The 21,175-nt window shown below is 50.8% G+C and carries 22 protein-coding genes; 5 read left to right on the top strand and 17 right to left on the bottom strand.

The window, feature by feature from the left end; genetic code table 11:
• Positions 1-62: 62 nt before the first annotated feature.
• Both ilvN and V0288_RS08165 read right to left on the bottom strand, forming a co-directional pair.
• Entirely contained in the window at positions 63-581 is a 519-nt protein-coding gene (ilvN, locus tag V0288_RS08160) for an acetolactate synthase small subunit (protein WP_332864579.1), read from the bottom strand.
• 810 nt (positions 582-1,391) lie between these two features.
• Complete coding sequence (locus V0288_RS08165; protein ID WP_332864580.1) at positions 1,392-2,009, bottom strand: PEP-CTERM sorting domain-containing protein; 618 nt, start codon at positions 2,007-2,009, stop codon at positions 1,392-1,394.
• 1,204 nt (positions 2,010-3,213) lie between these two features.
• On the opposite strand from V0288_RS08165, the gene V0288_RS08170 reads away from it, so the two are divergent.
• Complete coding sequence (locus tag V0288_RS08170; RefSeq protein WP_332864581.1) at positions 3,214-5,322, top strand: Calx-beta domain-containing protein; 2,109 nt, start codon at positions 3,214-3,216, stop codon at positions 5,320-5,322.
• A 31-nt stretch (positions 5,323-5,353) separates the two neighbouring features.
• Complete coding sequence (locus V0288_RS08175; RefSeq protein WP_332864582.1) at positions 5,354-6,040, top strand: Calx-beta domain-containing protein; 687 nt, start codon at positions 5,354-5,356, stop codon at positions 6,038-6,040.
• A gap of 18 nt (positions 6,041-6,058) precedes the next feature.
• Here the strand turns inward: V0288_RS08175 and V0288_RS08180 are convergent, their stop codons facing one another.
• Positions 6,059-6,757 carry a TerC family protein gene (locus V0288_RS08180; protein WP_332864583.1) on the bottom strand — a complete coding sequence of 233 codons (699 nt, stop codon included), beginning with the start codon at positions 6,755-6,757 and terminating at the stop codon, positions 6,059-6,061.
• A 199-nt stretch (positions 6,758-6,956) separates the two neighbouring features.
• Here V0288_RS08180 and psaM point away from each other — a divergent pair, with 199 nt between their 5' ends.
• Both psaM and V0288_RS08190 read left to right on the top strand, forming a co-directional pair.
• On the top strand, positions 6,957-7,049 hold the full coding sequence (gene psaM / locus V0288_RS08185; RefSeq protein WP_323292037.1) for a photosystem I reaction center subunit XII: 93 nt from the start codon (positions 6,957-6,959) through the stop codon (positions 7,047-7,049).
• Positions 7,050-7,170: 121 nt separating this feature from the next.
• The gene (locus tag V0288_RS08190) at positions 7,171-7,548 is read left to right on the top strand and encodes a slr1601 family putative cell division protein (protein ID WP_332864584.1); all 378 of its coding nucleotides are present in this window, start codon (positions 7,171-7,173) and stop codon (positions 7,546-7,548) included.
• A 185-nt stretch (positions 7,549-7,733) separates the two neighbouring features.
• Here the strand turns inward: V0288_RS08190 and V0288_RS08195 are convergent, their stop codons facing one another.
• Together V0288_RS08195 and V0288_RS08200 are read right to left on the bottom strand one after the other, a co-directional pair.
• Positions 7,734-8,423 carry an HIRAN domain-containing protein gene (locus tag V0288_RS08195; protein WP_332864585.1) on the bottom strand — a complete coding sequence of 230 codons (690 nt, stop codon included), beginning with the start codon at positions 8,421-8,423 and terminating at the stop codon, positions 7,734-7,736.
• Positions 8,424-8,482: 59 nt separating this feature from the next.
• The gene (locus V0288_RS08200; protein ID WP_332864586.1) at positions 8,483-9,397 is read right to left on the bottom strand and encodes a HipA domain-containing protein; all 915 of its coding nucleotides are present in this window, start codon (positions 9,395-9,397) and stop codon (positions 8,483-8,485) included.
• 171 nt (positions 9,398-9,568) lie between these two features.
• Between V0288_RS08200 and psb29 the strand changes: the two genes are divergently transcribed.
• Entirely contained in the window at positions 9,569-10,246 is a 678-nt protein-coding gene (gene psb29, locus V0288_RS08205; RefSeq protein ID WP_332864587.1) for a photosystem II biogenesis protein Psp29, read from the top strand.
• Positions 10,247-10,479: 233 nt separating this feature from the next.
• On the opposite strand, the gene V0288_RS08210 is transcribed toward psb29, so the two are convergent.
• The 12 genes from V0288_RS08210 to V0288_RS08265 form a co-directional block, all read right to left on the bottom strand.
• Positions 10,480-11,868, bottom strand: a complete 1,389-nt coding sequence (locus V0288_RS08210) for an ABC transporter substrate-binding protein (protein ID WP_332864588.1) — start codon at positions 11,866-11,868, stop codon at positions 10,480-10,482.
• A 62-nt stretch (positions 11,869-11,930) separates the two neighbouring features.
• Positions 11,931-13,652: a lysine--tRNA ligase gene (gene lysS, locus V0288_RS08215; RefSeq protein WP_332864589.1), complete on the bottom strand. Its 1,722-nt coding sequence runs from the start codon at positions 13,650-13,652 to the stop codon at positions 11,931-11,933.
• A 127-nt stretch (positions 13,653-13,779) separates the two neighbouring features.
• Positions 13,780-14,349, bottom strand: a complete 570-nt coding sequence (locus tag V0288_RS08220; RefSeq protein WP_332864590.1) for a TIGR04376 family protein — start codon at positions 14,347-14,349, stop codon at positions 13,780-13,782.
• A gap of 164 nt (positions 14,350-14,513) precedes the next feature.
• On the bottom strand, positions 14,514-14,657 hold the full coding sequence (locus V0288_RS08225; RefSeq protein ID WP_332864591.1) for a hypothetical protein: 144 nt from the start codon (positions 14,655-14,657) through the stop codon (positions 14,514-14,516).
• A 167-nt stretch (positions 14,658-14,824) separates the two neighbouring features.
• Positions 14,825-15,367 carry an FKBP-type peptidyl-prolyl cis-trans isomerase gene (locus V0288_RS08230; protein WP_422661931.1) on the bottom strand — a complete coding sequence of 181 codons (543 nt, stop codon included), beginning with the start codon at positions 15,365-15,367 and terminating at the stop codon, positions 14,825-14,827.
• A gap of 6 nt (positions 15,368-15,373) precedes the next feature.
• Entirely contained in the window at positions 15,374-15,697 is a 324-nt protein-coding gene (locus V0288_RS08235) for a phasin family protein (RefSeq protein ID WP_332864592.1), read from the bottom strand.
• Positions 15,698-15,711: 14 nt separating this feature from the next.
• Positions 15,712-17,481: a phosphodiester glycosidase family protein gene (locus V0288_RS08240; RefSeq protein WP_332864593.1), complete on the bottom strand. Its 1,770-nt coding sequence runs from the start codon at positions 17,479-17,481 to the stop codon at positions 15,712-15,714.
• 138 nt (positions 17,482-17,619) lie between these two features.
• Positions 17,620-18,081: a DUF29 domain-containing protein gene (locus V0288_RS08245; RefSeq protein WP_332864594.1), complete on the bottom strand. Its 462-nt coding sequence runs from the start codon at positions 18,079-18,081 to the stop codon at positions 17,620-17,622.
• 22 nt (positions 18,082-18,103) lie between these two features.
• Positions 18,104-18,334 (bottom strand): DUF4926 domain-containing protein, encoded by a 231-nt coding sequence (locus V0288_RS08250; protein WP_332864595.1) that lies wholly within the window; start codon positions 18,332-18,334, stop codon positions 18,104-18,106.
• 14 nt (positions 18,335-18,348) lie between these two features.
• Positions 18,349-18,681: a DUF6883 domain-containing protein gene (locus V0288_RS08255; protein ID WP_332864596.1), complete on the bottom strand. Its 333-nt coding sequence runs from the start codon at positions 18,679-18,681 to the stop codon at positions 18,349-18,351.
• A gap of 564 nt (positions 18,682-19,245) precedes the next feature.
• A complete protein-coding gene (locus V0288_RS08260; RefSeq protein ID WP_332864597.1) occupies positions 19,246-19,758 on the bottom strand; it encodes a pentapeptide repeat-containing protein in 513 nt (170 codons plus the stop codon).
• 5 nt (positions 19,759-19,763) lie between these two features.
• The gene (locus tag V0288_RS08265) at positions 19,764-21,149 is read right to left on the bottom strand and encodes an LCP family protein (RefSeq protein WP_332864598.1); all 1,386 of its coding nucleotides are present in this window, start codon (positions 21,147-21,149) and stop codon (positions 19,764-19,766) included.
• Between the last annotated feature and the right edge of the window lie 26 nt (positions 21,150-21,175).

The following is a 21,175-nucleotide window of genomic DNA, read 5'->3' on the forward strand; positions in this document are numbered from 1 at the left end:
ATCTGTAGATTACCCTATCGGAAGCGATCGGATAGTAACGATCGGGGGGGGAGTGACTCCCGCTAGACCTTGGCCTCTAAGGATTTGAGGTATTCCGTGTTCACGCCCGACTCGCGGATCAGGGCGATTTTCCCGGTACGCGCCACCTCGCGAATCCCGAATTTGTGGAGCATCTGCATGATCGCGACCATTTTTCCCGGATCGCCCACCACCTCGATCGTCAGCGTCTCCTCGGAAATATCGACGATCCGCGCCCGGAACACCTGCGCCAGTTCGATCACCTCGGCGCGACGTTCCGCGATGGCGTTGACCTTGATCAGCATTAATTCTCGTTCCACGCAGGGCGTTTGGGTGATGTCCTGTACCTTGAGAACGTTGATTAATTTGTAGAGTTGTTTGGTTAACTGCTCGATCGAGTCATCGTCTCCCGGAACGACCATCGTGATCCGCGAGACCCCCATCTGTTCGGCGGAACCCACGGCGAGACTCTCGATATTAAAGCCGCGACGGGCGAACAATCCGGCGATCCGGGTTAAAACCCCCGCCTCGTCCTCGACTAAAACGGATAATGTGTGTTTCATGGCGATACGTCCTTATGGCTCGGTCAGAAAAGCCCCGATCTTACTATTTTAAGCCGGTCGGCTCCTAGAATAGACCTAAGCGGGGAATTCAAAATTTCGGGTGTAGAGTAGGAGCCGGGAGCCGGGAGCCGGGAGCGATAATTCAGAATTATAGACCGATAATACCCCCGAAACCCTCTATATTCTTATAAATAGTTATTTTTAGAGGTTTTAAAGGCTCGAAGGTGAATTCTGCAACCAGTCGCATTAACCACACTCTACATTTTTCCGCGATCCTCGTACCGACGGGGCAGGGCGCGGGCGGCTATTTCTTCGGCGGCCATTTCGTCCCCATCTCGGTTTTCGCGGAGATGAATAGGTAGAGGATCAACAGGGCGATACCGACCAGAAAAGGAATCACGTCATCGTTCATAGACCTACACGCGGACTTCGGACTTTCTCGCGGGTGATAAGGAGACAGGAGCCAGTATACAGGAGCCAGGAGAAATCCTAAAAAATAAAATACTCACAACCCTCGGAAAAGCCGGAATAGTTTTCTAGACCGGGATTTTTAAAGTTTTTAGAGAAGCGAAAAGGAATGACGCGACAAGTCTCCTAAAAAGGGAAAAAAGAGATCGAGTTTATTCGAGAAATCTAGAATCTAGGGATATACCGCTAGTTTCTGGAGATCCGCCCGAAAAAACACCCGATCTCTCGCAATGATAACTTACCCAAAATCTGACCCATGTTTAGATAACCCCCGAAAGAATCTTTATCTTGACGAGGGATGCTAAAGCTCGAAAATAACCACGAAGGGTGAAATTCGCCCGACTAGGAGGATTTCCGGCGACGGAGGAAGACCCCTCCCCCGACGACCGCACCTAGCCCCAACAGAAGACTCGGTTCGGGAACATCTTGTACCGCAGTATCGTAGAAGCTTATATGTGATAGACCAGCGGGTGTTCCAGAGGGAGTATTCGGAGTGAAAAATTCCCCGAAGTACCGGCCGAGCGCATCCTTTTCAAGATGGCTACTGAAAAAATTGAAACCTTCGGGTCCCCCCTTGACGGCGTAGGATTTAATCAATGGATCGCCCTCACTGGGGGTATAGTACCAAGTACCGGTTCCTGTATTATTGTCATCGCTGGGTACATTGAAATCAAATTCAAACAATCCAGTAAGGGGTCCGAACACACCCCATGTTGTCTCTGTGATTCCAAACTTACCATCTACAAGTCCAAAATCGAACTTGACGATTAGTGGCGAGTCATACTCTGCAAAATCCTCACCAGCGTTCGCCGGGTTACAATTGGGTGGTATTCCAAATGCACCGGCACAGTCGTTGCCTGGAAACGTACCAACCAAATCGAACGCGTTGGCTTGCGGAGCGAAACCGATACCGATTCCTAGGATGCCAGCCATCGCGATTGTAGAAAGAATTCGTTTCATCGGAAAAACTCCTTACCGTGGATTCAAAAAGCGGTCGCAAAAATTTACTTACGTGATAACCACGAGAAAACGATCGAGAGAAAACTGCGGACGAGCATTCCGGGGATTTATCCCGAATATTTTCTAGAGGGTCATTCACCGAAAGTGAATTTTTTAAAGCGGGACGAGATAGACCTAATGCAAGTTAGGAAGCACGTTGCATAGATCGGGTTAACAAGCTAAAAAAAAGTGTTTTTTAGACTTGTTTATTGGGAAAAAATAAATTCGGGTCAAGTCAAAGGGAACCTCTCCAGTTGTCACGAGACGATAAGTGTCCACCGGGAAAGTGAACTCGAAACGAGAGAGTAATTTATCGCCGAGCGATCGGGAGATTATTGTCCGCCCACCGCGACGACAAATCAAGGTTCGGTACTCTCGCCAAACCGACCCATGAAAACGAGGCGGATCGAGCGATCGCCCCGTCTTACTGAACACGGGAAAACCTTTATCCAGCAAGAATTCTAGTGAATAGAGGGAGGGTTATAGAGCTATTTTGAAACTTGGAAAAATCGGGATTCCAGGGAATCTTTCCGCCGATTTAAAAGCGACAAATCTCTTTCCAAGTAACCCAAAGATAGGAGATCGATTCCGTGTAATTCTTCTGTCCCTAGATAGAATCAGGCTCTTTTAGAGTTACAAAAAATACATTTATAATATTGTCTAAATTTAGGTATCTGCAATGATTTTTAAATTTAAAAAACAAGCGATTGTTCACGCTATCGATCGAACCGATGGACAAAATGATACAATCCGATCGAAGAATCATCTCCCTTCCAAGCTCACGATAAATACCGGACAAATCTACCCGTGTATAGCGTCAATTTTTAGATATTCACTCGGATACGAATTCATCGATCGCTATTGTTTTTCGGGAAAACGAAGTGGACTCAATAGAATCACGTATATCTTGCGAGTAAATCCGGGAATCGCGATCGCCCGATCGAGGAGAGTCCGTAATTTCTACAATCGTTTCGTCGTCGCGCCAGATTCGGGCGATCCCCGGTCTTCGTGTTTAGCGATCGTTCTAAAAATCCGTGTTTTTGCGGTTAGCCGTTTTCAAAAAACGCGGCTATTCTAGTCAGAATGAACTGATCGATAAATATTAAATTTATGTCCTATGCCAAGCATAAATACCAATTGGAGTGCTTCTAAAGGAGACAATCTGATGAGAAAATTAGGCGATCTAGATGATAGCCTAATTTTTTCCTATCAAGATTTACAGGGCGGGAGCGAAACCCGACAAAAACTGACCGCCGGGAATCGGAGCGTTTTACCGGATAACGTTCCCGATGAAAAACTGGACTCGGGAGCGAGTTTCAACGAAACGCCCGCCCCGTCTCGCGATGAAAGGGCGACATTTTCCCGTTTCGCTTCCTTTTCGGCCTCTTCGATCGGGGGAAATCTCGATAGTTTCTCGAAACTCTTGAAATCCGGCGACACGAACCCGCTCTCGACCGTTTCGGGCGAGGGGATTTCCAATATTTTCACGGGGTCTCTACCCCCTCACGAGACGAATTTTTCCGGAATCCGGTGTTCCTGTCCGGCCTGTTGTGCCTCGACGACCGCGAATTTTAAACCGGGAAACACCACCACCACCGCCCTACAACCCGTGGCGGCCACTTCCACGCTATCGGGAGATTATCAGATCGACGGCCTTCTATCCGGTTATAAATGGGGATTTAGCTGGGGAAATCGGGTTTTAAGCTATAGTTTCTACGAGGATACCGTTTTCAACGGCTCGTACTACGGTTCGGAAACCGGGGTTCGAGAGGTGAGCGAGGGGGTAAAAACCAACGTTCGGAACATTCTGAACTGGTACGGGAACGCGCTGAACATCACTTTCCAGGAAGTCACCGAAACCAATACCAGTACCTACGGTCGTTTGCGGTTCATGCTCTCGAACGATCCGAGCTACGCCTACGCCTACTATCCCAGTAGCGACAGTTTAGCGAGCGTGACGGGAGACGTTCACTTAAATCCCAATTACGATCGCCTGGGAGATCTCAACGGATTTCAGAACGCGGCGGGTAGTCACGGTTATGTATCCCTCATCCACGAGATCGGTCACGCGCTCGGCTTAAAACACTCCTTTGAAAGTCCGGCGCTTCCCACCGGGGAGGATAATTTCACCAATACGGTGATGACCTATACCTTCGCGGGTTCCGAGCCGGCGACCTTGATGCGCTACGATCTCAAGGCCCTCCAATATCTATACGGGGCGAACACGGGTTACAATGCCGGCGATACGGTCTATCAGTTCACCGGAAAGGGCGATCGATACTCGGTCAACGGTCAACCGTTGTTTAATAGCTTCTTCGCCTCGATCAAACAACTGATCTGGGATGGTGGCGGTCGGGATACCCTGGATTTTTCGGGACTCGCGGCCAGTAGTTCCGGTTATCGCCTGAATTTGAACCCCGGCTCCATCATCACGGAGCGGAGCGGCTATAACACCACGAGCGATACTTTCGACATCGGTACGGAAATCGGCTACAACGTCCTGATCGAAGACGCGATCAACTCCGGCAGTAGTGACGATATTTTCCTCAACAGTGTCGCCAATACGGTGGGGGGATACACGGCCGGGCGCGTTGTCGGCGCGGACACGATTTGGAACGCGACCAACGTGGATATTCTCGACCTCGCCGGTTATAGTTCCACCGCGGTCACGCTCACCCAAAACGGGAACGATCTGGCGATCGGACTGGGGAGTAACGGGTCGGTCACGGTGAAAAATTATTACGCCGGCTCGAATCTCCAGATTCGCTACAGCGACACGATCGTTCTGCCGACGATCTCCATTAACGATATTAGCCTCGCGGAAGGCAATAGCGGCATTCAGAACGCGGTTTTCACCCTCAACCTCGATAAAGCGTTCGCGCAGGCAGTCACGGTCAACTACGCCACGGCCAACGGAACCGCCACCGCGGGCAGTGATTATAACGCCACGAGCGGGACGGTAACGTTCAACGCGGGGGAAACCAGCAAGACCGTCAGTGTCGGGGTGCTCGGCGATACGATCGTCGAGGGCAATGAAACCTTCACCCTCGCCCTGAGTAACGCGACCAACGCCACGATCGCGCGGGCGATCGGTACGGCGACCGTTCAAAACGATGACGTGGCCCCCCCCGCGATCTCGATCAACGATATTAGCCTCAACGAAGGTAATAGCGGCATTCAGAACGCGGTTTTCACCCTCAACCTCGATAAAGCGTTCGCGCACCAACGCCACGATCGCGCGGGCGATCGGTACGGCGACCGTTCAAAACGATGACGCGGCCCCACCGGCGATCCGGATCGCCGATGTGTCCGCGAACGAGGGTCGTAGCGGAAAGACAACGAGCTTTAACTTTGCCGTCACGCTCGATCGAGCGAGCGCCCAAACGATCACGGTGAACTTCGCCACGGCGAACGGAACCGCCATCGCGGGCAGTGATTATAACGCCACGAGCGGCACGCTCACCTTTACACCCGGGGTCACCAGCCGAACTATCACCGTTCGGGTGATCGGCGACGGTACGGCAGAATCGAACGAGACTTTCGCCGTGAATTTGAGTAACGCCGTTAACGCCACGATCGCCGACGCTCAGGGGATCGGCACGATTGTCAACGACGACGGAAGCCCGACCGGCCCCTCGAAGAATCTCCCGATCGCCGGTAGCGTCGATCCGCTCGCGGGAGGGGCCACGATTCTCGCGGGGAACTCCGGCGCGGATACCTTTGTCCTCGGTGACACGTCGGGTAGTTACTACAATCAGGGGAAAGGGAAAAAACCGGAACTTCAAGATTTCGCCCTGATCCGCGGTTTTAACGCCCTAGAAGGCGACGCGATCCAACTGTACGGTAACGCGCTCGATTATCGATCGGTGACTTCTTCCGGAAGCTTACCCCCCGGAACGGCGATTTACGATCGGGCGAACGAATTGATCGGCGTGGTCGAGGGCGTTACCTCTCTCGACCTCAACAGTAGCGCGTTCCGTTTCGTCCGGTAATCGCGGTTCGCGATCGGATTATTCTTTTTCTGCCGGGGATTTCTCCTCGTTGCGTTTGGAGAATCCCCAGGCGAACAGGATGGCGATCGAGCTAATCATAATCCATTCGGGAGGAACGAACGCCGGATCGATCACCCGGAATAACAACCGCAAACCCACCAAACCCACCGTGAGGAAACCCGCGTCCTCCAGGTGGGTATATTCGTCCAACCAACGGATAAATAAACCCGCCATAAAGCGTAAGGTGATCACGCCGACCGTTCCCCCGACGATAATTAACCAGATTTCATCGGCCACGGCGATCGAGGTGGTGACGCTATCGAGCGAAAACGCCAGATCCGTCACCGCGATCAGGGGGACGGCCTCCCAGACCGATTGAAAACGGATGCTGTGGTGGTGATGTTCGGGATCTTCCGGGGAAGTGAAGTAGCGCAACACCAACCACAGCAAATAGACCGCGCCCAATAGTTCAAACTGCCAGAATCGGATCACCCACGTCGCGGTCAAAATCAGGACGATCCTCAGCCCGTAGGCGAACAGTAAGCCGATATTCAAAGCCTGACGCTGACGTTGACTTCCCTCTAACCCCTGGGCGATCGAGGCGAGCGCGATGGCGTTATCCGCCGATAGGACGGCTTCTAGGGCGATCAGGATCAACAGGACTAACGGGGTTTTCAGGCTGAGGTTCAGGGAGGAATCGATGAGCGAGTCTAACATTCCGGCGATGGGGAGGATCGATAAAGAGGGTTCAAGAATTTCAATTCTCCCAGCTTAACGCTTTTAACCCTCCCGGTTCTAGGGGAAAACCGTTCTGACGGCGGTACGGATATGAAGTCTTGTAACGAACCCGTTCGCGGAATCCCGAAGATGGAGGAAAGTATTGTTTGAATATCTTTAAACGAGGAGATAATCAGCAATGCTTTCCGATACTCAAGTTCTAGTCGCTCTAGTCGTCGCGCTAATCCCCGGGATTCTGGCTTTTCGTCTAGCGACGGAACTTTATAAGTAAGATCGCTTTCATTAAACCCTGATCGCGTGTCACCTAGCTAAAGGTAGATGACCCGTCAGGGTTTGTCTATTTCTCGATCGGCTAGGAAACGTGTTCTGTCCCTAGTGATCGCGCCACTACCATGAACGCCCGAACAGTTCCGAACCGCGCCCGCGCCCCCCGAAAACAGTCGCCGAAGAGTCATCGTCCCGGCCCCTCCCGGTCTTCCCAACCCGCGAATCAATGGCTGGTGTTAGAGATCTGGATCAAGATTATCGCTCAGGTACTGCTCAGTATCGCGGCGATCGGGGCGATCGCTAAACTGATCCCCTACCAGCAAGTTCAACAGGCAAAGCTAGAAGAAGTCCGTCTAGCGGTCGCCGAAAAAGAAGCGCGGGTGAACGAACTCCGCGAACAGTTTTCCCGCAATTTCGACCCCGACCAAGCCAAGCAGGTGATGGGCGAACAGAGTCCCCGTCGCGATCCCAACCAGCGCCGCATTTTCTGGGTCAGCCGCTAAACCGATCCCGGATATTCTTCCTTCGATCGCCGTTCTCACGCGGGTAGCGGGTTTTTATCCCGTTCTCTCGCCGTAAGATCGGGGTAAGCTTTTCAATACATCGATAACCCGATACGGATCGATCGAGTTTGGCGGAAGATCGGCACGTTAGCGAATGTCGCGCTCGATTGTTATCGCCCTAAATTTTAGGGAACGGTTAATTCACGCTCGGCGATCGATCGATATTTCTCGCTTGAAAAAGGCTGGTAATTATCAAAATTCCGAGCGATTAAATGACATAAAACGCGAAATTGAATCGGAGCGGGCGGGGGATTAACTTTTTCGACAGTCACTCGAATGGATTCTGGTTCGGACTCCAAAAATTGATGAATATCGTCCGTGAGATAACGGGGACAATAACCGATATTATATTTGTCTTCCGTGGTCACATAAATCGCTTGAGGATCGTGGCTATTATCGGGTTCAGATACGAGAAAAACAGGTTCGTTTTCCTGTAAATTTTGGGCTTTTTCTAGCGATTCTGGATGATAGCGTAATCCATGAGTAAAAAAATAAAGGTGATAAAAATTGTTATCATCTAATTCTGAGATGCCGAAAATCTCTAAATTGTCAGTTGCTTTTTTGCCACCACTACGAGATAAAATATCTAAAGAGTTGTATGATTTTCCCGATAGATTTAAATACTCGATATACTGTTGATAGTCCGGGCGAGAGGGGCGCATTAACCGATTGGCGAATAGAAAAAATAAATCGGTTGAGCGATAGAATTTATGTAAGTCGGGAAAAGAGGTAAGGGGTGTAAATCCCGCTTTATCTATCGCTTCTTCTACTCCGGCAATATAGACAAACTCATAGCGATCGCCATCAAAACTCAAGCGGCCGATCGGGAACCACGAACGGCTTTCCGGATCTTGCCAAGCTAGAAAAACTTGTTTCATAGCGTTTCTCCAAATGCTAGTAATCTATCTCGATTAATTTTGAGGATTGCTTGTGCGAACTCAATAGCGATCGGGGTAATTCGCTCCTTCGGAACACGCTCAAGAAGCGTTAACGTATTTTCCGCGGAGATTTCCCCTAACAAGCGTAGCCAAGCGCGAGCGGCCGAGGGATACTTCCGCGCCGCTAGAGTGAAAGCGTCGAAAGTTTTCAAAGGTTTTTTATCTTCTATTCGATCGTACAGGCAAGATTGACATTTTTCCACGTAGACTCGGACAGTGCGGTTTCGATCTTTCGTTTGTAATCGTTCCGCCCGAACTTTATCCTCTAGTTCTCGTCCTAAACAGGAACCGTGATCGTAAGTGGGAGCGAGATAAACCCGACCTTGCCAACGAATACAAGCCCAGTTCTCGTGATGTCTGTCCGTATTGCCAATCCAAGCGTCTAGTAGTAGATAACCCACGAATACATCGGCCGGCTTACCGATCCTCTCATCTGGAGATGCCCAATTTGGCGGTAATTCCGAGATCTCCTCCTCGATCGCTCTAAACACATTATCTAGAGTATGTTGCTTGGGATTTTGACTATCTTGGGGATAATTTTCGATTATTCGAGCGAGGATTTCGTTTCCCGCAATTAATGCGCCCGCTTCGGGGACGAAACTGGGAGAAATCACCTGTCGTTCTCCTCGATACACGGCTAAATCATAACTCGCGCTCGGTAACTTTAACAATCCGCATAATTCGGCGGCGATTTTCTCGGCCCAATCCTCCCCTCGATTCGATCGAGCTTTTTTACAAAGGTATTTCCGTCCTGATAGAGAATCGTCAAGCCAGAACTTTTCCTTAGTCCCCATCGGTTCCGTTCCGGCCGCCGCGTCCGGAGGCACTTCAATAATGGGAAAGATGGTCATTGGCTATCGCATTCTTCACATCATATTCGACGATTATAAGCCATTAAAGAGATTAATCGCTTTTTTTTCATCTTTTTGTCTTTTTAGCCCTCGCCCGATCGCCGCCCTTGTCACGGGGAACGGAAGGGGGGAAAATGAGAATACTGTTAAGTTTTTATAAAACGCCCTTCCGTGGATAAAGTTCGCACCGTTTCCGATAGTAAGCGCGATTTTTATACTCGCCACACCCGTCCCATCAATTCCGTGTATCGGCGCGTGGTCGAGGAATTGCTGGTCGAGATGCACCTGCTCTCGGTGAATGTGGATTTCCGGTACGACCCGATTTACGCGCTCGGGGTCGTGACCTCTTTCGAGAAGTTCATGGAGGGTTATCGCCCGGAATCGGATAAACCGAACGTTTTCGACGCGTTATGTCGCGCGGTCGGCGGCGATCCCGAAACCTATCGTCGGGACGCGGAGAGCGTGCTTTCCCCCGCGAAGGAAAACTCGATCGATTCCCTACTCGAACAACTGCAAAATCCCCCGGCTGATCGAAACGCGCTGGTTAATACCCTATTAACCGTCGCCAACGAGCCGAAGTTTAAATACAGTCGTTTATTCGCCATCGGTCTCTATACGATTCTCGCGGAAGCCCAGCCGGAGATTATCAAGGAAAAAGAGAAACGGGAACAGGTTTTCACCCGATTCTCCGAAGTTCTTCACCTTCCCGCCGAGAAATTACAAAAAGACCTCGACGTGTACCGCGGCAACCTCGACAAGATGGATCAACTCCTGAAAGTGATCGAGGACGCGCTAGAAGCCGAACGCAAGAAACGGCAACAGAAAGAACAGGAAAAACAGGCGATTTAAAGAGGCAGGAGACAGGAGGCAGGAGTCAGGAGTCAGGAGGCAGGAGGTTTTTAGCTATCAGTTTCCAGCCTTCCAAGAGCGAATTTTTCAGCCTTGGCCACTATCTAAAGATAGATCTAGCTGATTGCTGACCGCTTTTTTCCCTTCATCTCCCCATCCCCCTATATTCCCATCTCCTGACTTCTGGCTTCTATATTCTATTTCGTTGCGAAAGCGTGTTTTCTCTTCGATATCTAACGGATGGGAACGAAATCGAAGCCGGTTGCCGATTTTTGACCGGGGACGATCTCGACCAGTAAAAGGTTAGCGCGTCGATCGCCGGACGGGAGGAACCGGATCGCCCCGGACGCGCCGTTCGCGGAAAAGTCACTCGCCGCTAGAGTTTTTTGTAACGCTTGACGGTTCCCGCCACTTTTTTTTAATCCCTCGATAACCGCCCGTGTCGCGTCGTAAGCGAGGGCCGATCGCCAGCTAACGTCTCCCCCCCAGAGTTTCCTAGCGTTCGCGGGGAAAGGATTGTTCGGAAACGCGTCGGGATGCCAGGGAGCGACCAGAACCATCCCGTTTACCGCCTCTTGACCCCGCTCTAGGGTCTGGAAGGTGTACATCGTGGAAGCGCCTAATAGCGGGAGACGTTGCCCGTTCGATCGGGCCACGGAAATCGCCCCGTTAAGTCGATCGATCGAGGGATTGAGCAGGATCGCCCCCGCTCCGTTGGCGATCGCTTTCGGGACGATCGCGTCCGCGTTAAAATTTCCCGCGACAAAATCACAGTCGATGTCGATCGCTTTCCCCCCCCTAGCCGTCAGCGCCGCGCGAAACGCGTCCGACAGCGATCGACTGGCATTCGATTTACTATCGATACAGATCGCGACGTTTTTCTGGCGGATTGACTCGACGCTATAGCGGGCAAGCGTTTCGGCATCGACACCGATCGTCGGGATCGTCCGGAAAATATAATCGCCCAGCGGGGAAATCTTAGCCGAGTTACTGGTGGGGGAAATCATCACCAATCCCCCCTTTTGGTACTCCGGCGCGGCCGCTAAAGTGGCATCGCTGGAATTATGACCGATAACGGCGAGAATTTCGGGATCTTTTACCAGATCCGCGGCTACCGCTCTCGATACTTTCGGAACGTTATCGTCGTTGACGATCGTCACCTGTAAACCGCGTCCGTCGATCCCCCCGGCTCGATCGACCTCTTCCTGCGCTTGGGCTACCCCGCGAAGGATTTCCTTGGCGACGTTTAAATTACCGCCGATGGGAACGACGACGGCGATTTTCAGGGGATTTTTAGCGGCGGCGCGGGCGTTGTCGAGATAGATCCGGGTTTCGGGATCGTTCGGCTGTTCTTTCAGCGAGGCTTGAAAACGCTCGATCGCCTCCGAATAATTTCCCTTCCCGAAAGCCTCGATCCCGGCGCGTTTATTCTCGGTACTATCGGCGGGAATCATCAGAGAATCGCCCGAACTCTGACGATTACCCGCGGAAACGGAAGGATTTCTCGCCCCCGTATCGTTAGAAGCGATTTTATTCTTCCAGAACCAATACCCCGCGCCGAGAAGGCCGAGGGTGATCAATAGGGTGATAATCAGGGCGGGAACTTCGTTTTTCTGCGCCATAGAAAGTTAATAGCGATCGATTCCTTTATTGTATCGATCGCCTAGATCGGAATACCGATCGCTTACAATTCCTTATCAAAACCGAACTTATCGCGAATCCGGGAGACGTAGAACTGTCCTTTCGAGGGCGCGGATTGCCATTCTTTATAAATTTCCACCGGGACATCGTGATAGAGATAGATCCCCCCGTGGGCGAATTCCACCCGGAGAATTTTGTCTTTCTCGTCGTAATCGAAGGCTTTAATGGCGGTACTTTGACTCTTTAATAGGGGGAAGGCGATCACGTCGCGAATACTGGCGGAATCGGTGAGAAGCATGATCAATCGATCGATCCCGATGCCGAGTCCTCCCGTCGGGGGCATCCCGTATTCGAGCGCGGTTAAAAAGTCCTCATCGACCCCCTGGGCTTCGAGATCCCCGGCGGCTTTCCGGGCCGCTTGGGCCTCCAATCGCTCGCGTTGATCGATCGGATCGGTCAACTCCGAGAAACTATTCGCTAATTCCCGACCGACGATGTACAGTTCAAAGCGTTCGACGAGTCCGGGTTTCGATCGATGGGGTTTAGCGAGTGGCGAGATCTCGATCGGGAAATCGATGACAAAAACGGGCTGGATCAGGGTTTCCTCGACCTTTTGTTCAAAAGCTTCATTTAAGAGCTTTCCGATGGTTTTACAGTCCTCCGGAACGCCGATCCCCGCGTTTTCGGCGGCGGTTCGAGCCTCTTCAAAAGTGGCAAAACTCTCGAAATCTACCCCGGTCACTTCTCTCACCAGTTCGTGCATCGTCACCCGTCGCCACGGGGGAGTGAGATCGATTGCCGTTTCCTGGTAGGTAATTTTTAACGTGTCGAGAACTTCGCGCGCGGCGTTGACGATGATATTTTCCGTCAGGGTCATCATATCATCGTAATCGGCGTAGGCTTGATAGATCTCGATCGAGGTAAATTCCGGATTATGTTTTGTGGAAACCCCCTCGTTACGGAAGATCCGCCCCATCTCGAATACTTTTTCAAAACCGCCGACGATCAATCTTTTCAGGTGTAATTCGGTGGCGATGCGGAGATATAACTCCATCTCCAAAGTATTGTGATAGGTGATAAACGGGCGCGCGTCCGCCCCTCCCGCCTCGCTCTGTAAGACGGGGGTTTCTATCTCGATAAAGCCTTCATTTTCCAGATAGCGACGGATAGAGGCGGTGATTTTCGCGCGTCTCCAGAAGGTTTGTCGGACATCGGGATTGACGATTAAATCGACGTAACGCTGGCGATACCGTTTTTCGACATCGGTTAACCCGTGCCATTTATCGGGCAAGGGAAGGAGGGATTTCGTGAGAATCTCGTACTCGTTCACGTACACCGATAACTCGCCGCGTTCGGTACGCTTAATCGTTCCTCTCGCGCCTAAAATATCGCCCGTGTCGGTTAATTTGATCACGGTATTAAAGGCGTTGGGGGTATCGACCATTTTTTCGCCGATCCGTTTTTTTTCTAGATATAACTGGATCGTTCCCGTTTCATCCTGTAGGTTAAAAAAGGCCAGTTTGCCCATAATTCTACGGGCGATAATCCGACCGGCCACCGATACCTCGATAGCGACCTCTTCCCCGTTGGCGAGGTCGGCGTATTTTTCCTGTAATTCTTTCGCGTGATGGGTCGATTCCCATTTATACGCGTAGGGATTCATGCCCGCGTTTTTAATTGCCGCTACTTTTTCCAATCGGGCGGCGCGGATTTCTTCGAGTGTGGAGGAAGGTTGATTTTCTGGATTTTGCGGTTTAGAAGACATCGATTTTTTCTAGGAGGCGTGGGGGGCAGGAGGCAGGAGGCAGGAGGCAAGTAACCGTTTTTCCTAAAATTACAAGCTTCGCTCGCGTCCTCAAGGCAATCTTTGTCAAAACACGAGAAGTCGATCGCTATTTTCCCATGTTACGTTTTAATTGTTTAAGTTCTTCTTCCATTTCCCATTGTTTGAATTCTAGATCGAGATCGTCGGGGGTCGATCGCTCGGAGCGAGATTCTTGCGGTTTTTCCCAGAAAGTGGTTTCCCAATCCGGGGTGGTGTTTTTTCGCGCTTGTTCGGCTTTGATCTGCACTTCCTGACGACGTTGCTGGATCTGTCCGAGGAGTTCCCGCGAACTGGCGAGGCGTTTTTTCACCCCTTCCATCCGTCCCCAGAGTTGATTGCCCTCCCGGAAAAGGGCGGCCTCTCTCTCGGTGGCGGCCGTTGCCAGATCTTGCCGTCCGGCCGCTTTCGCCTTATCGATTCTACTATGCCAGGTCTGGATATCTTGAGCGACGGAGAGAATTTGTTGTTCGAGTCGTTGACGTTCGTTTTCCAGGGCCGCGCTCAGTTTGGCGGTATCTCGTTCCTGTTCGCGCAGTTGTTCGACTAGCGCCTGTAGTTCAAGCTGGGGATGGGTTTTCAGATATTCCTCCAGTTGGGTTTCGAGAAACCGACCGATATCGTCAAAAAGGTTTCGCATCTGCTAGATCCTGTAGATTGCATGGCTCTCACCGAGCGATCGGGTTCGACGCGCGATCGATTCCCCTCTATCCAGCATATTCTAGTTATCCCCGATCGAACTAGCCTTCCCGCCAGGATTCTTTCGATTTTCGCTCGCTCGATTATTCATCAAATCCCTGATTTTTAGGCGATGATGGCATCTTTTCCCGCTTCTTCCTCGAAGAGAATTTCCGCGATCACCTGTCTTTCCTCCATGTACCATCGACTCTCGTGGACGAATTTCGCCCGATCGATGGTGATTTTCCCGTAGATTTCGGCGAAAGACACGAGAATTAACTATCACGCGTCAAATGCTTTCGGAATCGGGCGATCTTCCTAAAAATCGAATAAATCTCGCGATACCTGTAAACAATGAATCGAGAAATCCTGACTCGTCGTTAAACGTGACCGGATCTCTCGATATCTATGTTCTAATTCCATTGTCGATCGAGGGATTATTTCACCCCTAACAATTCCACGTCGAAAATCAGCGTCGCGTTCGGGGGAATGACACCACCCGCGCCCCGCGGCCCGTACCCGAGATCCGGGGGGATAATTAACTTACGGCGGCCGCCGACTTTCATCGTTCCCACGCCTTCATCCCAGCCTTTAATCACCTGACCGACCCCGATCGTGAAGGTAAACGGTTGGTTACGATCTTTAGAACTGTCGAATTTTTTACCGTCCGTGAGGGTTCCCGTGTAGTGAACGGTGACTTTCTGCCCTTTTTGGGGAGTTTCGCCCGTTCCCTCGACGATATCGACGTATTGTAAGCCAGAATCGGTGGTGATCGTTTTCTCTGAAGTCATAGCTATAGTTTCCGGTTGATTTTCTCGATCGAGGGCGACGGTTTGTTCGATCGCGGGGGTAGAATCCGTTATTTCCGAGGCGATGGCCTCCGGTTGTTTCCCGCCACCGAATAGGGAGGAGAGAATCAATACCACCGCGAAAACGGCGATAACGCCGAAAGTAATTAAAATTTCCCGCATTGATTTCATGGATTCCTAACGCCAGAGTTTATTCTCTAAGTCTCTCACCTGCCGTTCCAGTCTATCAATACGCCCGCGCAGTTCATCCATCTCCGATTGTCGGGGAACGCCCAGATCTTGCAGGATATTGCGAATATAGCGTTCTAGATTGCCCTCGAAATTGCCCTGCTCGGTTTTGAGTTGACCCATGAGGTCGTCAACAAAAGTCTTCGCCTGTTCGGGGTTAATTTTGCCGTCCTTAACCCATTCATCGCTAACTTCTTTTAACTTCTCGGCTACCATCGAGGTCGTCCCGATGCCGACGAGGAGTAACTGTTTGATCCAGTCGTTATTATCCATTGTTGAGACTCCGGTTACGGAGACGGAGACACGAAGATTCCTATTCCATTATGAACGTTTGCGGCGGTAACGGGATCTCGATCGATCACCTGTCCCCCTAACGCGATCGAGGTGGAACTACCCCCGTCGAGATTTAAAGCCGAAACCGCGCCCATTTGCCGCAAAATTCGGGCGAATTCCGCGAGGGTCGCCCCCCGTCCCCCGACGCGGTTATGGGTCGCCACGAGAAGGATTTTCCCGTCTCCCGTCCTCGCGATCGCGCTTCGGGACGCTTTTTGATCTTGGAAGGCTTTACTGAAGTTCTCGATAGTCCCGTCTAACACGATCGATCCGTTGTCCAGTAAGAGCGGCCCGGCGGCGATAATATGGGGATAATTGGCGAAATTGGCGGGAGAGGTCACGCTATCGAGTTGGATCGGCGTATCGATCGCTAAGGGTAAATCCGTCTTTCGGGCGATGACTAAATAGCCGTTTTCGGGAATCGGAAAATTATCTTTCGGGAAAACTTTGTCGTAGCGCGCGGTAATTCGATCTCTCTCGATAACGAAGATGGTTTCCGCGTCCGTCAGGGGGGTGTAAGTCGTTCCCCACTCTCGGGTATAGCGGCTGATCCCGCTTTGTATGTAACCACTGTTGAGATGGGAGAGGGGAAAGCGTTGATTGTTGGCGATTAAGGTTTCCTGAAGACGGAGACGACCGAATAGAAAGTTACCCCGATCGTCCCACGCGATGGCCCCTCGATCGAGAATCGGTCCCGATAACCATTTTCCCGCGACCCGGATCGCGCCGAGGGGTAATTTATTATTCCGGTTGAAAAAACCGCCGTTAATCGCCGCTACCGCCGAATTCACGCTACTAATCGTCACTACCGGGCTAGTTCCATTCGACGCGTTGGGATTAGCGGCGATCGGTTTTAGGCTAATATTCGGGTTTTTCGGGTCTATTTCAAGCCAGGTGACGGGAAACCATTCATTTTGTAGCTGGATATATTTCTGATTCCAGATTAAACCCTCTTGCCAGACGATCCGTTTTTCGTCCATCGCGTCGGGACGGGCATCGATGACGATCCGATTCGGATTGGAAACGCTGGAAATCTGGAGTCCGTAGCCGGTAGGAATATTTAGTCTTAGCTTGGTACTGGTTCCCGCGTTTTCTAGGGCGATTACCCGCGTTGACGTGGAATTTCCGCCGCTTCCAAGGTCATCTTCATCGACACTTCGCCCGGTAGCGGAAACGGCAACGGGTTGAAAACGCGCCAGTAGCGAATCCTCGGCGCTTCCCTCGACGGTAATCACTCCCTCGTTTTTCGCCAGACTAGCCTGCCAGAAAGTGGGTCGATCGAGTTGGATAATAAATCTCTGTACCGCGCCGTAATTTTCGACAGTTAGGTCTTGTACTCGCGGCCGTTGCGAATTAATCGTTAACGTATCCCCCGCGACGACGATTTCCGCCCCCGCTTGTTGTAGGAGATCGGTAACATCGAGATAGCGATAGGGCGCGATAAAGCGTGTCGGTAAGTTTTGGGAAGAGAACCAGTTGATAGGTTGATTTTTTGGGTTATTCGTGCTAATAAAATCCATTCCGAATAATCGCCGCGCTCCTGTATCGCCGAGTCCGATACGGGTTCGATCGCCCTCTTTCCACTGACTCCAGGGGATGGGAAACTGGCGACCGTTGAGGTTGATGGTTTTCCCCTGTTGGACGAGATCGGTATTCGCGGAGATAACTAGCGCCGGGGGAATCTGTAGAGGAACGGCGGGAAAATGGAAGAAGATCGGTAGCATGGCGGGAAAACGCGGAGATCGATCGAGATTGTAGCCCACGCAGGCGGTTATTGGTTAGCTTATTCTAGAAGGTAGTGGTTTTGGGACGGGACTATGACAATTTCTCGAACAACGCGAACCCGATCGATTTTCCCCGGATTATCGGCAATCGGGAAACCATTCTTTCTCTAATAATTGTTCTAGAGTGTAAGGGCATTCGTGCGGGAATTCTACGGAAAATCCCGTTTTCTCTCGAACGTATCCGAGCGCGTCTTGATAGATAGAATCGAATTCACTTTCTAGATAATTTTGTAGGCTGGTGGTGAGAGCTTTTCGGTATTGTGTCCGAAAGCTCTGGATTTGCGATCGCCAGTGATGCCGATTTCTCTCCCGCTCGATCGACCAGTATTGAAGTAACAGGGAATGTCGGATAATTTGTTCTAATAAACTACTGACTTTATTTTTATCCCGTTTACTCAAGCTTTCCAGTTCCTCGATTAAATTCTCGATATCCAAGTCGTCTAAACGATTGGCGCGGAGGAGTGCGATCGTTTCCTCTAGCCAGAGATGTTCATCGGCTTCGTAGAGATTTTTTAGATAGTTTCGATTGACAGTTTTCATGTTGCAAACGGTTTAATACAATTCAACTGGAAAGATTAGAGGTCAATGATCGCTCTGGTATCGGTTGATGGTATAAAACCATTAGTTGATTTTCTTCGAGAGTTTCTATAGCGTAAGCTCTGCCGTTCATATCGCTAAATTCTACCTCGAAAACTCCGGGTTCATAAACTTCGACGATCGTTCCCACCTGTCCCCGATATAGGTTGAGGTTCGGTAAATCTTCTAATAGCGCGACCACATCGAGTAATTTCATAATAGTAAACCTTCCTATAAAATATAACAGGTAACTAAACGAGGGAAATTTTCATTGTAGCGAATAATCCAGACGCTATGAATGATGGCTGTACGATTATTTCTTATTATTGGAAAATCAATGATATACTTATCGCCAAATCGAGAGTTTTCCTCAAAAATAGCGTCGTACCGTCCTAAAGCATCCTGTAAAGCATCGTGTAATTCTTGTTCGTTCTCCTTTGTTAATCCTAAAACCGATTGAAAAACTCGCGCTTTGTGTTTCCCGTCAGGATGATCGGGGTTTAGACAGTAGCCCGATAGTTTCCTAAAGTCAAGAATCGCTCGATCGATATTGGGAAGTTTCATCGGCAAGACGGGATCATCCCTTTAAAATCAATTTTAACGCGCCGATCGCTTCTTTTAACTCCAGCAGGCGAATGAATCGAGAAAGAAATGGCTGTAGCGTTGAAGATCACTCTCCAACGCTACAGTCGATCGAGAATAAAATGCGGGATGGAGGAGTTGAACCTCCGTGGCACTCTTCCAAAATAGGGTTCTCTTCGGCTCGAATAGCTACCGTAGTACGCTGACTTTAAGCACCTTAGAGGGGGGTATAATCCCGCAAGAGCACCACCCCGATGGAACCGCACGTCGTATAAACGCTACTTGGTGTGGACATAAAAACCTCCATTACACTTGGGCAAGGGGGCATTAAGCCACGCACTATCTCGAAGCGATCGAGAATTAGGAAGAAACCCCTGACTGTCAGGACTATGGGAAAGGCAGGGTATCAGCACTAGCTAACCTGCTCCCGCGTATACAATAATCATAGCAGTTATTCTTAGCAAGATTCTTGAGAGATAAGTTGTAATATCCGAACAAGAATCGCCGTTTTGGAGGGTAAGATTACTTATTGACACTAACGGCGTGTTAATCGCATCCCAAACTGTCGCGGGTGGAAACTCCCGTCACCGGGTTCACTCCATCGGCCCGATCGCACATTAACTTTACCTGATAGGAATCGATCACCGCGTCGGTAAAATCGGCGCCGGTGATTGTCGCGTCGTAAAATCGGGTACGGGAAGCGATCGAATCGGTGAAAATCGCGTTCGTCAGATCCGCGAAATCGAACGTCACTCGATCGACTAAAGATCCCGTCAGATTCGCCCCCCGTAAATTGGCTTTCAACAATACCCCTTCCGTCAGAATACTGCTAGAAAGATCCGAACCCTCGAAATTAATTCCCCGCATACTCGCGGCCGCGAACACCCCACCGCGCAGATCCTTGTGGGAAAAATCTTGCTCTTCCAACTTGGCGAAGGAGTGGTTAATCGTTTTATCCTGCGCGAGAGCCACGGGACGAGCGGCGAAGAGAACCCAGAGAATCGCCAGCAATATAACGAAAAAAAGACTAATCAGCCGGGGGAGAAGAGATTTCAACATTGGAATTAATGCTCGTCGAGGAATCGGATCGCGTCCTCCCCGACGCGGACGGTGAGATCGGAATCCAGCGCGCCGATCGAGGATGCTTCTACTGTACCGATCCCCAACTGACTTTTCAACGTCTTCGCGGAGGGGAAATCGCCTTTCTGAACGATGATTTGCGTCTCCGATAGCTTCTCGTGAGAGTCATCGCCGATGTACGCGTTCGTGTAACCCTGTTTCACCAGATAATTCCGCATTTTTCGCGCCATTCCGTTGGTATTCGTGGCGTTTTGGACGGCGATCCGTAATTCGGCGATCGAGGTTTCTTCCCCCGTCGTCGTGTCGGTAAAATTCTTCCGCACGATCTCGCGGATCTGTTCCCGGTTCAAGATCCAGTAACTCCGTCCGTCGAACTCGCTCAACGCATTAAACCGTCCCGGCAATAACACCATTCGCACATCTTCCCGCTTGACATTCAATCCAAAATGTGCTAGTGCGAGCATTTCCTCGACGGTCAAATTCGTATCGATGTATTTCTGTAAAATCTGCACCGCGCCGGGGAGACTGGGTAGGATCGTGGGACTAAAAAGCTTTTGCTGTAAGGCTTTGAGGAGGATCTGCTGGCGTTGGACGCGACCGATATCGCCGGTTTGTTTGTTGCGGTAACGGGCGAACTGTTCCGCTCGATCGCCGTCGAGATTCTGCCACCCTTCCTCTAGATTAATCTCCAGTTTTTGCGTCACGTCCTTGTGATACATCTTTTCGGGGACGTACACATCGACCCCACCGACGAGATCGACTAATTCCTTAAACGCGTCGGTGGTGATGCGCGCGTAGCGATCGATCTGCACGTCCCCGAGGGTGCGACTCACCACCCGCGTCGCTAAAGCCGGGCCGCCGAAAACGTTCGCGTCGTTAATCTTCGTAAAACCGTGATCGGGGATTCTTACCCGACTATCGCGGGGGATCGAGAGAACTCTCACCGTATTATCCGCCGGCTCGAAACGCACTAACAACATCGTGTCACTGCGACCTTTAAACAGATCGTCGGTGGTTTTCGCGTCGAGAACCCGATCGATCCCCATGACGAGAATATTCACCGGACGGGACAGCTTTTGATTCAGCAAGCTATTCCAGGCTCGATCTTCTAGAATGCTCGTTTTCGCTTGAAAATGCGTTTTTTGAAAGATCGCCCCGATCGGTGCGGGAAGCGGTGTCATCAGTGCGACGACCGCCCCGATCGTCGCCGACGTGACCGCCGTAAAACCGAGGGTAACACCCCAAAAAAGACCTTTTTTTACCGCGGAGGAAATTTTCTTTCGATTCATGTCGGGACTCGTGACGGCAACGGTATTTTCCGTATTATTGCCCGATTTTTGCGTTTCAAACCGTCCCGAAACATTCGTCATATTCTAAAACCTCGACACCGTATAAC

This window comes from Pannus brasiliensis CCIBt3594 (genome assembly GCF_036688125.1).
Classification (GTDB): Bacteria; Cyanobacteriota; Cyanobacteriia; order Cyanobacteriales; family Microcystaceae; genus Pannus; species Pannus brasiliensis.

What these genes read in the sequence shown, in the direction of transcription:
- V0288_RS08260 (WP_332864597.1), bottom strand. Translation starts at nt 19,758, where the DNA reads ATGTTGAAATCTCTTCTCCCCCGGCTGATTAGTCTTTTTTTCGTTATA.
- V0288_RS08245 (WP_332864594.1), bottom strand. Translation starts at nt 18,081, where the DNA reads ATGAAAACTGTCAATCGAAACTATCTAAAAAATCTCTACGAAGCCGAT.
- V0288_RS08235 (WP_332864592.1), bottom strand. Translation starts at nt 15,697, where the DNA reads ATGGATAATAACGACTGGATCAAACAGTTACTCCTCGTCGGCATCGGG.
- V0288_RS08190 (WP_332864584.1), top strand. Translation starts at nt 7,171, where the DNA reads ATGAACGCCCGAACAGTTCCGAACCGCGCCCGCGCCCCCCGAAAACAG.
- V0288_RS08220 (WP_332864590.1), bottom strand. Translation starts at nt 14,349, where the DNA reads ATGCGAAACCTTTTTGACGATATCGGTCGGTTTCTCGAAACCCAACTG.
- V0288_RS08210 (WP_332864588.1), bottom strand. Translation starts at nt 11,868, where the DNA reads ATGGCGCAGAAAAACGAAGTTCCCGCCCTGATTATCACCCTATTGATC.
- V0288_RS08200 (WP_332864586.1), bottom strand. Translation starts at nt 9,397, where the DNA reads ATGACCATCTTTCCCATTATTGAAGTGCCTCCGGACGCGGCGGCCGGA.
- ilvN (WP_332864579.1), bottom strand. Translation starts at nt 581, where the DNA reads ATGAAACACACATTATCCGTTTTAGTCGAGGACGAGGCGGGGGTTTTA.
- V0288_RS08165 (WP_332864580.1), bottom strand. Translation starts at nt 2,009, where the DNA reads ATGAAACGAATTCTTTCTACAATCGCGATGGCTGGCATCCTAGGAATC.
- V0288_RS08265 (WP_332864598.1), bottom strand. Translation starts at nt 21,149, where the DNA reads ATGACGAATGTTTCGGGACGGTTTGAAACGCAAAAATCGGGCAATAAT.
- V0288_RS08255 (WP_332864596.1), bottom strand. Translation starts at nt 18,681, where the DNA reads ATGAAACTTCCCAATATCGATCGAGCGATTCTTGACTTTAGGAAACTA.
- lysS (WP_332864589.1), bottom strand. Translation starts at nt 13,652, where the DNA reads ATGTCTTCTAAACCGCAAAATCCAGAAAATCAACCTTCCTCCACACTC.
- V0288_RS08250 (WP_332864595.1), bottom strand. Translation starts at nt 18,334, where the DNA reads ATGAAATTACTCGATGTGGTCGCGCTATTAGAAGATTTACCGAACCTC.
- V0288_RS08240 (WP_332864593.1), bottom strand. Translation starts at nt 17,481, where the DNA reads ATGCTACCGATCTTCTTCCATTTTCCCGCCGTTCCTCTACAGATTCCC.
- V0288_RS08180 (WP_332864583.1), bottom strand. Translation starts at nt 6,757, where the DNA reads ATGTTAGACTCGCTCATCGATTCCTCCCTGAACCTCAGCCTGAAAACC.
- psaM (WP_323292037.1), top strand. Translation starts at nt 6,957, where the DNA reads ATGCTTTCCGATACTCAAGTTCTAGTCGCTCTAGTCGTCGCGCTAATC.
- V0288_RS08170 (WP_332864581.1), top strand. Translation starts at nt 3,214, where the DNA reads ATGAGAAAATTAGGCGATCTAGATGATAGCCTAATTTTTTCCTATCAA.
- V0288_RS08230 (WP_422661931.1), bottom strand. Translation starts at nt 15,367, where the DNA reads ATGAAATCAATGCGGGAAATTTTAATTACTTTCGGCGTTATCGCCGTT.